Raw genomic sequence first — 12,417 nt, forward strand, 5'->3', positions numbered from 1 at the left:
GTTTTAAAGGACTATTTTGAAAGTTCTTAGCTTTTCAGTTAAGGGAGAGGGTAGGAATCAAAAGCTCGATTAGAAATCGGGAACGTGATCTATCTTTCTGACGTTGGATAGACTTATCCTGACCGTTCTCTCTGCAACCCTGATAAGAATCGTTAATCTTGTGATGTTATCAAATCATCATAACTTAACAATTTATGAATTAAGTTATGTTAACTAAATTATACACATATTATCCCATTTGCCACAAGCAGATAAGTTGCCAGAATAATCAACAAGATTCCTTTACAAATTCTGGGTTTGATCAGAACTTTGTGAAGATTTGGTCAGATGATCCCGATGGGATGTCACAGTTTCCTTACCATTACTATGACTATTTCCATTATAATGAGATCCGTTGTCTGTATTCGGCGCGACATTTTCTAAATTTTGGCGTTGAGAATTATGCCCCATCAAACGAGATTGGATACTGGTGGCAATCACATAAAAAACCGGAATAATATACAGACTCAAAAATGTAGAAACAAACATTCCACCCATCACCGCCATGCCAATTGCGACCCGACTCGCGGCTCCTGCCCCCGTCGCAAAAGCCAGAGGCATTACCCCTAAAATAGTAGATAATGCCGTCATCATAATTGGTCGAAATCGTAAGCGACAGGCTTCAATTGCCGCCTGTTGAATTGATAATCCCTGTTCTCGTAATTGATTGGCAAATTCCACAATTAAAATAGAGTTTTTTGTCGATAATCCTATCAACATAATTAACCCAATCCGACTAAAAGCATTTAACTCTAATTGTGCTATCCACAGAGCACCAAATGCTCCTAATAAAGACAGAGGAACCGCTAATAGAATAATCACCGGGTCAATATAACTTTCAAATTGGGCGGCTAAGGTCAGAAAAATAAAAACTAAGGCGAGGGCGAAAATAAAATTAGTCGATTGACCCGCTTCTTTAAATTCTAAAGACTCCCCAGAAAAAGAGGTTCGCATTTCAGGGGGTAGAATATCTTTGGCTAAATTTTCTAAGGCATTTAAAGCGACTCCTAAACTAACTCCCTGGGCCGGACTTCCTTCTAAAGTTGCAGAACGAAAGCGATTAAAATGGTTAATTTGAGGGGGTGTTGTCGCGGTAGAAATCGTAACTAAATTACTCAAAGCAATCATTTCTCCCTGTTGGGAACGCACATATAATTGCTTTAAATCCTCTGGATTTGAGCGATATTTTTCCTCAGCACGAACCACAACTTCATAGCGTTGATTTCCCTGATTAAAATTAGTAATTTCCTGACCGCCAACCAAAATTTGTAAGGTTCGGGCAATATCCTGTACAGAAACTCCTAAATTTCCTGCTTGAGAACGATCTACACTAATAGTTAATTCCGGTTTATTCAATTTTAAATTAGTATCAATATTAACTAATTCAGGTAAATCCCTAGCGCGAATTACAAAGTCTTGAGAAACTTGTGCCAATTGTTCTAAATCATTACCTTGTAAGACAAATTGTATGGGTTGACCTTGACCGCCTCCGGGTAATCCCCCTGGATTTGTAGCGAAGACTAAAGCATCAGTAATTGTTGAAAATTTACCCAATAATTTCTTCACCAAAGATTGTTGAGATTGTTCAGGTTTCGGGCGTTCAGACCAAGGTTTTAAACGAGCAAAAGAGAATCCTGTATTAGCTTGAGATGCCCCTCGACTAGAACCTGCGATCGCAAAATAACTGGTAATTTCCGAAACTTGACTGAAGATATTTTCAACCTGTTTAACCACTCGATTAGTATAGTTAATACTAACCCCTTCTGGAGCCGTAATCGGAGTAAAAATTCGACCTCGATCTTCACTGGGCAAAAAGCCTTGAGGTAACTGTAAAAACAACCAAACAGTTAATCCTAAACTGGCAATAAATCCTAAAATAACGACGGGTTTAGTTGCCATTAATAGCCGTAATGTCCAACCATAAATAGCCGTAGTTTTATTCAAAACCCATTCAAATAAATCCAGGGGGAAAGATAGGATTTTCATTAATCCTTGGGGCTTAGTTTCATGACGTAGTAAACGGGCGGAAAGAGGAGGAGCTAAAGTTAAGGCAACGATACTGGAAAAAACCACAGAAGCAGCTAAAGTTAAGGCAAATTCATTAAATAATCGTCCACTGGTTCCCCCTGCAAAGGCGACGGGAACAAATACTGCTACTAAAACAACCGTTGTGGCAATCACCGCAAATACCACCTCTCCAACGGCCGCGTATGTCGCTGGAAAGGCATCTAGCCGTTTTTCTTCCATATAACGGATGATATTTTCTAAGACCACAATCGTATCATCTACGACTAAACCCGTGGCTAAAGTTAAGGCAAATAGTGTTAAGGTATTAATCGAAAATCCCATAAAAAACATCACACTAAATGCCCCAATTAAAGAAATGGGAATCGTAATGGCTGGAATTAAAGTGGCTCTCCAATTTCTCAAGAATAAAAAGATAATTAAAACCACCAGTCCAATCGAAATTAACAGACTGATCCAAACTTCTTCAATCGCAAGTTCTACAAACTCAGAATAATCTACCGCAATTTCATAGCTGAGTCCTTCAGGAAAACTTTTTTTGAGTTCCGCTAATTTAGCTTTAATTCCGTGGGCAACTTCAATTAAATTCGCATCGGCAAGTTTACTAATTCCTAATCCCACCGCAGGATTTCCATTGAAACGGGCAATTACCCGATCATCTTTTGCCCCAATTTCTGCCCTTCCAATATCTCTAATTTTAACTTGCGAGCCATTATCATTACGCTTAATAATTAAGTCTTCATAATCTTGGGGAGTTTCCAGTCTTCCCAAAGTTCTTACGGGATATTCTGTTTCTTTTCCTTCAATTCGACCACTGGGAATTTCAATATTTTGTCGTCTTAGGGCTTGTTCAACATCTAAAGCGGTAATTTGACGGGCTGCCATTTTCAGGGTATCTAACCATAATCGCATGGCATAACGGCGTTCTCCTGAAATAGAAACACTATTAACACCATCAACAGTTTCTAAAGAATTTTTAATATAAAGATCTGCGTAATTACTTAACTCTAAAGCTGATAAAGTTTGACTAAAAAAGGCGATCCATAAAATTCGTTCATCATCTCCAGATCGTTTTTCTACTACTGGAATATCAACATCATCGGGTAATCTTCCTGCCCCTCTAGCCACCCGACTTCTAACTTCTTGGGCGGCTACTTCTAAATCTCGATTTAATTGAAATTGAACAGAAATAGAACTGCTACCTTCTCGACTACTGGAAGTTAAGGTTTTAATCCCAGCAATACCGTTAATTTGTGCTTCTAAAATCTCCGTAACTTCTGTTTCTACTACTTGGGGACTCGCCCCCGGATAGCTGGTTGTCACCGTAACAATAGGCGGATCAATTTTAGGATATTCTTGCACCGGAAGCCGAGTAAAACCGACCATTCCTAAAATAATAATTAGCAATGAACAAACCGAAGCAAAAACAGGTCTTTTAATGAAAAAATGAGTAAACATATTAAATTAATAATTGTAGTAAGCCCTTCAGGGCTTCAATCCCCAGTAAATATCCCAATTTAACGTTTACCCTTGGAACTCTGATCAGAATTAGCAGGTAAAATATTAATCGCGGCACCATCGGATAGTTTTTGTGTACCAGAAATAATCAATTTCTGTCCGGGTCTAAGTCCTTCTAAAATTTCCGCCCGATCATCTTGAATTAAACCTAATTTAATCGGTTGTTTTTTAGCAGTTAATTTTTCTTCCCCTTCCGCAATAAATACAAATCGCTGATCACCTTGAAATTTAACAGCAGTCATCGGAATTACCACAGCATTTAGTTTTTGTTTCCAAACTACTTCAGCCCGCACAAATTGACCATCTTTAAATAATCCTTGACTATTATCAAAACTAGCCTTTGCTAAAATAGTTTGGGAGTCTTGATTTACCGAAGGAGAGATAAAACTAATTCGTCCTGTTCCTAATATTTTACCTTGAGGATCAACCATTTGTACCGATAATCCTAACTTTAAATCCTCTTTACGTTCTAAGGCTATTGGTAAACGCAATTCTAACTGATCATTCGCGGTTAAACGGGTGAGGATATCTCCTTTACTAACATAATCTCCAACTTTAATTCCCACATCGCCAACTACTCCGGTAAACGGTGCTAAAACGGCTGTTTCTTGTAAATCTAATTCAATATTGCGAACCTGAGCAGCCGCTTCAGCAACCTGGGCTTCCGCCTGTTGAATTTCTTGAATTCGAGTGCCATTTTCTAATTGGTTTAAAGCCTGTTTTTCCTGTTCAACAACGGCTTTACGGAGATTAATTTCTGATTGTCGATTTTTTTGTAATTGTTCTAAACGGCGTTTAGCCGCTTGTAAATTTGCATTAGCACTGTTTTTTTGAGCGGATAAAGCATCAAATTGATCTTGAGAAATTGCCCCTGATTCGCTTAAATCTTTAAAGCGATTTACCCGATTTTGAGCTAATTCAGCATCGGCTTGAATCGAATCAATTTGAGATGTGGCTTGATTAATTTCTGCTAATAAACTCCCCGATTCGGCATCAGCTAATCTGGCTTTTGCTTCGGCTAATTTTGCCCTTCCCTGAGCAATTTCTTCAGGACGACTTCCGGCTTGTAATTCTGATAAACGAGCCTGAGTTCTAACTAAATTAGCTTTAGCTTGATTTAAACTCGATTCTACACTATCACTTTTGAGGCGAGCGATCGTTTCTTCCTGTTGAATCACTTGCCCCGAACGCACTAAAATCTGAGTAATTCTACCTTCGATTTCTGGCTTAATATCTACCGCCCGTTGTGCCTCTAATGTGCCTACAAAATCAGAGGTTTCTTCAAATTTAAAAGTTTCTACCGCAGCGATTTTAACTGTATTTCCCCTCGGCTTATTAGCTTTTTCTGACTTTGGATTATCCTCATTTTTAGGCGTGCTTTGCCACCATTGTCCTCCAACAAAACCAATCCCCAATGCCATTGAAATAATAAGTAGAATTTGGAACCATCCCGTTTTAGAATTTGATGGTTGTGGGGTAATTTTTATGGGTAAAGATTCAGCAAGAAAATCAGTTTTTTCTCGGTAGTTTTCTTGCTGAATCCATTCTTGATCCTGTTTTTTCACGTTAGATTTTGGGGATTGCAAATTAGACATGGTTCAGCCAAAATTAAGGTCATTTTTATCAGAGTAAAATAGCGATCAAATTGAGACTAAATTAGAGTTTAATCTAAAGCTACAATATATTAAGATCGGTCTATATCTTTCTCGAGATAGATTAGGATTGTCATATTTAGAAACCTTTTCACCATCGGTAACTGAATATCTTACTACATAATACTGAAAAAAGATGGGGTCAACGTAGGTACGGAGTTGACCTGTCTTTCATACCACCGCTCACCTGGGTACAGGTAGATCGGGGGACTTCCCGGCGGTGTAAGTTAAATGGTTTTTATTGTAAACTATTGTTTTTGGACAATAGGATTATATTTGAGTTTAGCATCTTTGCGCCTAAGTCCTACGTCTGAACCGTTAGGGCAGCGGTTGTTGAGTTGAGGTAATGTTAGTTTCCGATCAAGTCGAATTCACCCCTAAATTCTTTCAAAGTAAAGAGGTAAAATAAGGATCGAACAAGTATCTAAGATGAAAAATGGAAACTAACACAACGAGCGAATTCAGTCTCACCGCCGAACAACACCGTTTAAAAATGCAACGGCGCAAGGAAGTTCAGGATCAACGAGTAGCCGAACGGAATCAAACTAAAGGATTAATTATTGTTAATACTGGAAACGGAAAGGGAAAAACCACTGCCGCTTTAGGGATGGTGTTAAGGTCTTTGGGTCATGGCTATCGGGTCGCTATTATTCAGTTTATTAAAGGTGCTTGGGAACCCGCAGAAAAGGCGGTTTTTAGTAAATGGCCGGAACAATTAGAATTTCATGCGTTAGGGGAGGGATTTACTTGGGAAACTCAAGACCGAGATCGAGATATTGAAAAAACCCGGGAGGCTTGGAATTTAGCCCTAACTTTTATTGGAAATTCTGAGTTTAAATTGATTTTACTGGATGAAATTAATATTGCTATAAAACTAGGTTATTTACCCGTTGAAGAAGTTCTCGCTGGACTTGAAAAAAAAGCTGAGGATACCCATATTATTTTAACAGGTCGAGGTGCTCCCCAGGCTTTAATTGAACAAGCAGATCTGGTGACAGAAATGTCTTTAATTAAACATCCTTTTCGAGAACAAGGTATTAAGGCTCAACCCGGAATAGAATTTTAAATATCTATTTAATATTGCTTGAATTAGTTTCATTCCTAGGGGCGGGTTTATCTCAATTGAGATAATTAAGAAAGATTTGATTGAGTCCTGAAGGACTCACTACTTGAGAGAGCAGGGTTGATTGATTGCTTTTTTTAAGATAGTTTTGTACTCTTTATTTTTAATAATATAAGAGCCAAATCTTTCTAGGTGAGGGTTATTCATTTGAGCATCAAATAAAATAAACTCTTTCTGTCTTAACCGTTCAACTAACTTTACCATTGCTACCTTGGAACCATCGGGGATTCTAAAAAACATGGATTCCCCAATGAAAGCTCCACCAATCACAATTCCTAAGATGCCTCCGGCTAATTCATCTCCTTGCCAAGTTTCAAAACTATAGGCAAATCCAGCTTCGTTTAAGGCATGATAAATTTCTTTTAATTCTGAAGAAATCCAAGTTTCTTCTCGATTTGCACAACCTTCTACAACGCTAGTAAAATCTCGATTAATGGCGACGGTAAACCGATTTTGATTCAAAACCCGTTGCAAAGAACTGGGATAGCGAAATCGTTGATCGAGGGGAATTAGGGCCCGTTCTCGACTAGAATACCATTCCAAGCTATGTTCCCCGTCATTTGCCATCAAAAAGTATCCTACTGCATACCCTTGGATAATTGCGTTGACATCATATTGCATAGGTGACAAACTTTGCTATACTTTGGTTAATATACTAAGGAGTATTGTCTCATCTATGCTAAATCTTAACTCATCTTTTATGTTAGAGAGTACCTTAACAAAACTTCTCAATAAAACCGAGAAAACCTGGGGTTATCTCCAAGTCTATCATAGGGGAGAATTATATTATCTCACCATCCCCGGATACGGAGATGATATTCTAAAATTTAAAGGTAATGATTCCACCTATTCCTATCAATTATATTGGTATAAACGTCCCAATCCTTCAGTTTTTGTAGAGGCAAAAACCGAAAAAACCTATAGGAAAGAAACAAAGACCTACGACAAAGCTAAGAGTTTTCAGGTTTGTTTTAAAAGAGAAGCTAATTCCATTGAATCCTCAATTAATCGGTTATTTGCCGAATTAATTAAAAACAAAATATCAGAGGAATATAAAGGTAAAGATTCTCCGATTATTACCCTAATTCAAGACTAGAACCATCAAATGTTATAGTCAAAAGTCAACCGTGAATATTTAACCGGATATGAATGAACCCATTGCACCCATAACCTTACCCCCTAGTGAGAATTTGCAACAGGAAGGAGAATGGTTAAAACAAACCTTAAATCGTTGGTTGGATGAACAATTTATCCCTGAATCTGTGAATGAAACTATTGCACAGCGTGTCGCTCAAATTTATGTTCGTCAACGAATGGAAGGGGAAAATGATGTGGGTTCTTTGGTGCTGGCGATTGTGACTGAAATGGAATCTTTTGATTTTTCTAAAAGTTTTTTTGGAGAATTTGCGATCGCTAATGCGGTCAGCGATTTGTTATTAGATAGCTTAGGAATTGAACGCTGTTGTGGACGCTCAATATTCCCAGACTCTCTGACTTAGTTTAACGACAAGCACCATGTCCTTCCATAGAATGACCGAAAATTCCTGTTTTATGGGGGATGACGGGAAAATTTTGGATATCTGCTTGAATTGTAAAGTTTTCTGACCTACAGATTAATCCCAAAAGGTAGTAAAGTACGGGAAGAGGGTGAGATTGAGCTTGGGGTGGTTGACAGACGAAAGATCCCATCTCGCTATGACAACTTGCAGTAAAAATGGCGATAGAACCAGACTTTACCACCAAAGCATAAACTTTCACAGATTAGATTCCAAGCAGAAATCCTCTGTAAACTTTCAATTTCTCAACTTATTTTATCAATCGGAAAAGCGATCTCTGGTTTTCCGTAATCTCCTTTTAATATCTTGTAGACTCCTTTTAATTAAACCTTAAAATCTTTTTCAATCATGATTAATCCAAATTTTGTTAAACACCAAAATTTTGTTAAACACCAAATTGGCATTAAGTTTTTTACTCATCAAGAGTTATTGGAAATTGCCTTAACTCATCCTGATGCTATTGTAGAAAACCTGGATTTAACGCCCAAGGAAAGGAAACTCAGAACCCTAGAATATTGGGGTATTACTCATTTAGGTTCTAACTTATTTAGCCAAATGGTGAGTGATTATTTATATCTGCACTATTCCCATTTAGGAGAAGCAACCCGGACGCTTTTAAAAAGTGATTTAGTTAGTCCCATAATTTTAGCAAAATTAGCGTTAAAAATCAAGATCGATCAAGGCAGTGATTTGGGAAAAAACTATCCTTTCAAACCGGAGTTTGAACAACAAAAAATATTATCAGAAATGTTTGAAGCATTAGTTGGTGCAGTTTATTTAGAGTGGGATCGAGATTTTGAGAAAACCTATAATTGGTTAGTGAATCAATTTATTGCTAAGGTTGTCAATCAAATTATGATGGATTTATTTCTTGAATTTGTACCAAAGGCGGATTGGGATGCTAATTTTTATCCTTGGTTTGGTTCCAATCATTTAACCTGTCCTTCTCAAAAATCCACATCGCAATTAACCTGTATTTTCTGCTCCTAAAATTATCAATTTGTCAAAATTAATCTTTAAAATAATGGGGTAAGTTGAGAATATTCAGAACAAAATAGCTAATTTTAAAAGCCATCTAAATATTTGACAACTACCCCATAAAAATATCTTTTTTAAAATGTTACTACCGTCCGAATTGATTCTCCTTGTTGCATCAAATCAAAGGCTTCATTGATTTTTTCAATTGGCATGACATGGGTAATTAAATCATCAATATTAATTTTCCCATCCATATACCAATCGACAATTTTAGGTACATCCGTCCGACTTTTTGCCCCACCAAAAGCCGTACCTTTCCAAACCCTTCCGGTCACCAATTGAAACGGCCGGGTACTAATTTCTTCTCCCGCCCCAGCTACACCAATAATAACACTAACTCCCCAACCTTTATGACAACATTCTAGGGCTTGACGCATCACTTTAACATTCCCAATACATTCAAAACTATAATCTGCGCCGCCTTCAGTTAATTCCACTAAATAGGAAACCAAATCCCCTTCAATTTCTTTAGGATTCACAAAATGGGTCATGCCAAATTTCTCAGCAATTGCCTTTTTATTAGAATTAAGATCCACCCCAATAATTTTATTCGCCCCAACCATTTTTGCCCCTTGAATTACATTTAATCCAATGCCTCCTAAGCCAAAAACCACCACATTTGATCCGGGTTCAACTTTAGCCGTATTAATCACCGCACCTATCCCCGTTGTCACCCCACAACCAATATAACAAACCTTATCAAATGGAGCATCTTCTCGAATTTTTGCTAAGGCAATTTCCGGTAAAACCGTATAATTTGAAAAGGTAGAAGTTCCCATATAATGATGAATCATCTGACCGTTTTTAGAAAAACGACTACTACCATCTGGCATTAAACCTTTGCCCTGAGTCCCTCGAATAGCTTGACATAAATTCGTCTTAAAACTTAAACAATATTGACATTGACGACATTCTGGAATATACAAAGGAATAACATGATCTCCGGGTTTAAGACTTTTTACCCCATCACCAACTTCAACCACAATTCCGGCGCCTTCATGACCTAAAATAGCAGGAAATAATCCTTCAGGATCAGCACCGGAAAGGGTATAGGCGTCGGTATGACAAATGCCTGTTGCTTTAATTTCAACTAAGACTTCTCCCTCTTTTGGGCCTTCTAGTTGAATAGTTTCCAGGGTTAAAGGTTTTCCAGCTTCCCAAGCAACAGCAGCTTTAATATCCATAATTGATCTTTGATTTTAAGGGATAATATGAACTCTAATTCTTCCACTTTAGAATCAGTTGCCCGTTTTTTCAACTTTCGAGAACTTCAGACTAATTTTAGGATTGAAATTATAGCTGGGGTCACGACTTTTATGACTATGGCTTATATTTTAATTGTCAATCTTGCTATTTTATCCTGTGATTAAATCCTGTCAAGGTAAGTTTCATGAAACCAATATTGCTATGTGGATTTTAGCGGTTATTTTTGTTTTGAAGTTTGTGTTTGTGGGAAAATAAGCATGGGGTATGGCGTGAAGATTGAGAATTTGACAATTTGAAGTAAACACAAAGGCACTAAGACACAAAGAAATGCAGCAGGATATCAGGGGGATTTATGGGAGTTTAGCACCAAAATAGTTTAATTTCCATAAACAACCAGACATAAAATTAGTAAAAATATGGGCTATAATCGGAATTAATAAATTACCTGTGGCGATCGCACTATACCCTAAAATAAACCCCACAACCGTTGCCCAAATCACATAAGGCCATTGTTGAGAACCGCTAAAATGTAGAACCCCAAAAGCAATACTAGAAACAACTAAAGCCAGAGTTCCTAATCCCAAATCCGATAACATTACTCCTCGGAATAATAATTCCTCACTCAGTCCGGGTAATAGGCCTAACCAAATTAAATCCGGCCATAATAAAGGAGTTAAGACTAATTTTAAATAGGTATCGGCACTACGACTATAGGCAGGCCAAATTTTATACATAACAAAACTAGCCATTGTAATCATTAACCCGACACCTAACCCCAACCCTAAACTAATCCAGGTAAAGTTAATCGGTAAAAGGGTGACATGACTCAGATATAACCAAGCTTTAGCGATCGCTAATAATATAATAGCCGTCCCCCCCATGGCTATCAAAACCTGAGTCCGGGTTAAAGATTCGAGTTCAAAATTGTTGGGTGTTTTTTGTTCTACCACGGGAGTTAAAAATTAATAGGATGTGAACTACCCACACTGACTTGGAGTACCAAGTACAGTGTCGGCTTCTGTACTCACAGGCGAATGCCTCAAGACAGACTTGCGCCCCCCTTTTGGTCTTACCTCCCATCCTACAGCGCCAAACGGCTGAACCATCCGTCTTTAGGATTCTGATACCTTCTGTTCTAATATTTATAGCTGCGTTTCCATCACGATCATGATCAGTACCACAATTAGGACAAGTCCATTCACGAACATCCAATGGCATCTGACTGACTTGATAGAAACAATTAGAACAGAGTTTGGAACTGGGAAACCATCTATCTATCTCAACTAACTTACCGCCTTTTTGTTCTAGTTTGTAAGCTAAGAAATTAGTGAAAGTTCCCCATCCACAATCAGATATTGATTTTGCCAAATTATGATTACGAACCATGCCTTTGACATGAAGATTCTCTACTATAACAGCTTGGCTATCGCTGACCAACTTATGACTAAGTTTATGTAAAAAATCTTGCCGGGAATTACTCACTCGTTCGTAAACTTTGGCAACAATTTTTCTATACTTTTGTCTTGATTTACTTCCTTTTTGTTTGTGGGCTAATTTTTTCTGTTTGCGTTTGAGATTTTTCTCATGTTTAGCAAGATGTTTAGGATTATCGTATTTAGAAACATTTTCACCATCAGTGACAACGGCAAAGTGTTTGATTCCTAAGTCAATACCATAGATTTTACCTTCTGAAATAGTGGGATTTTCCCCTTCAATTTCTGTTAGGATAGATGCCAAATATTTCCCAGAAGGAGTTTTACTAACAGTTACCGTCTTGATTTTCCCTGCAATTGGTCTATGTATTTTGGCTTTGACTATTCCAATATTTCCAGGAAGTTTGACATTACCATCAACAATTTTGACGTTTTGAGGATATTGAATTGACTGTTTACCATGTTTAGATTTAAACTTAGGGAAGCCTGCTCGTTGCTCAAAAAAGTTTTTATAAGCAGTGGTTAGATTAAGTGTTGTAGCTTGTAAAACCTGACTATAACAATTAGCTAACCACAGGGTATCTTCGGCTTTTTTGAGCTTAGGCAGTAGGGCGTTGAGTGCTACCTGTCCCAGCCCTTTCCCGGTATCTTGATAAACCTGAATGGATTTATTTAAAGCATAATTCCACCACCAGCGCGAACATCCAAATGTTTGGGCAAGATGTGCTTTTTGCAATGCAGTTGGATACAGACGGACTTGTACAGCTTGATGTAGCACTCGATTTGCACCTCCTGGTCTGAATATCTTACTACATAATACTGAAAAA

11 protein-coding genes and 1 pseudogene are annotated in these 12,417 nt (G+C 37.8%); 5 read left to right on the plus strand and 7 right to left on the minus strand.

Annotated features, from left to right (window positions below; all coding sequences use genetic code 11):
• Positions 1-282: 282 nt before the first annotated feature.
• Both NMG86_RS18065 and NMG86_RS18070 read right to left on the minus strand, forming a co-directional pair.
• Complete coding sequence (locus NMG86_RS18065) at positions 283-3,522, minus strand: efflux RND transporter permease subunit (RefSeq protein WP_071783097.1); 3,240 nt, start codon at positions 3,520-3,522, stop codon at positions 283-285.
• Positions 3,523-3,581: 59 nt separating this feature from the next.
• Positions 3,582-5,177: an efflux RND transporter periplasmic adaptor subunit gene (locus tag NMG86_RS18070; RefSeq protein WP_026798254.1), complete on the minus strand. Its 1,596-nt coding sequence runs from the start codon at positions 5,175-5,177 to the stop codon at positions 3,582-3,584.
• A gap of 493 nt (positions 5,178-5,670) precedes the next feature.
• Here NMG86_RS18070 and cobO point away from each other — a divergent pair, with 493 nt between their 5' ends.
• Positions 5,671-6,300: a cob(I)yrinic acid a,c-diamide adenosyltransferase gene (gene cobO / locus NMG86_RS18075; RefSeq protein WP_026798255.1), complete on the plus strand. Its 630-nt coding sequence runs from the start codon at positions 5,671-5,673 to the stop codon at positions 6,298-6,300.
• A 99-nt stretch (positions 6,301-6,399) separates the two neighbouring features.
• Here cobO and aat read toward each other — a convergent pair whose 3' ends face one another.
• Positions 6,400-6,978 (minus strand): leucyl/phenylalanyl-tRNA--protein transferase, encoded by a 579-nt coding sequence (gene aat / locus NMG86_RS18080; RefSeq protein ID WP_026785777.1) that lies wholly within the window; start codon positions 6,976-6,978, stop codon positions 6,400-6,402.
• Between the two features lie 55 nt (positions 6,979-7,033).
• Between aat and NMG86_RS18085 the strand changes: the two genes are divergently transcribed.
• Positions 7,034-7,453 carry a hypothetical protein gene (locus tag NMG86_RS18085; RefSeq protein ID WP_026785776.1) on the plus strand — a complete coding sequence of 140 codons (420 nt, stop codon included), beginning with the start codon at positions 7,034-7,036 and terminating at the stop codon, positions 7,451-7,453.
• A gap of 49 nt (positions 7,454-7,502) precedes the next feature.
• The gene (locus NMG86_RS18090) at positions 7,503-7,856 is read left to right on the plus strand and encodes a DUF8822 family protein (protein WP_026798256.1); all 354 of its coding nucleotides are present in this window, start codon (positions 7,503-7,505) and stop codon (positions 7,854-7,856) included.
• 1 nt (position 7,857) lies between these two features.
• On the opposite strand, the gene NMG86_RS18095 is transcribed toward NMG86_RS18090, so the two are convergent.
• On the minus strand, positions 7,858-8,115 hold the full coding sequence (locus tag NMG86_RS18095) for an alpha/beta hydrolase (protein WP_036831661.1): 258 nt from the start codon (positions 8,113-8,115) through the stop codon (positions 7,858-7,860).
• A gap of 146 nt (positions 8,116-8,261) precedes the next feature.
• On the opposite strand from NMG86_RS18095, the gene NMG86_RS18100 reads away from it, so the two are divergent.
• On the plus strand, positions 8,262-8,903 hold the full coding sequence (locus NMG86_RS18100) for a ribonuclease III domain-containing protein (protein WP_026798257.1): 642 nt from the start codon (positions 8,262-8,264) through the stop codon (positions 8,901-8,903).
• Between the two features lie 122 nt (positions 8,904-9,025).
• Here NMG86_RS18100 and NMG86_RS18105 read toward each other — a convergent pair whose 3' ends face one another.
• Positions 9,026-10,135, minus strand: coding sequence for an S-(hydroxymethyl)glutathione dehydrogenase/class III alcohol dehydrogenase (locus tag NMG86_RS18105; protein ID WP_026785773.1), 1,110 nt, complete (start codon positions 10,133-10,135; stop codon positions 9,026-9,028).
• A 27-nt stretch (positions 10,136-10,162) separates the two neighbouring features.
• On the opposite strand from NMG86_RS18105, the gene NMG86_RS18110 reads away from it, so the two are divergent.
• Complete coding sequence (locus NMG86_RS18110) at positions 10,163-10,321, plus strand: hypothetical protein (protein ID WP_237157179.1); 159 nt, start codon at positions 10,163-10,165, stop codon at positions 10,319-10,321.
• A 186-nt stretch (positions 10,322-10,507) separates the two neighbouring features.
• Here the strand turns inward: NMG86_RS18110 and NMG86_RS18115 are convergent, their stop codons facing one another.
• Both NMG86_RS18115 and NMG86_RS18120 read right to left on the minus strand, forming a co-directional pair.
• Positions 10,508-11,107, minus strand: coding sequence for a CPBP family intramembrane glutamic endopeptidase (locus NMG86_RS18115; protein WP_026798258.1), 600 nt, complete (start codon positions 11,105-11,107; stop codon positions 10,508-10,510).
• A 27-nt stretch (positions 11,108-11,134) separates the two neighbouring features.
• Positions 11,135-12,368, minus strand: a pseudogene (locus NMG86_RS18120) (RNA-guided endonuclease InsQ/TnpB family protein).
• Positions 12,369-12,417 lie beyond the last annotated feature (49 nt).

This window comes from Planktothrix rubescens CCAP 1459/22, from assembly GCA_904830895.1.
Classification (GTDB): Bacteria; Cyanobacteriota; Cyanobacteriia; order Cyanobacteriales; family Microcoleaceae; genus Planktothrix; species Planktothrix agardhii.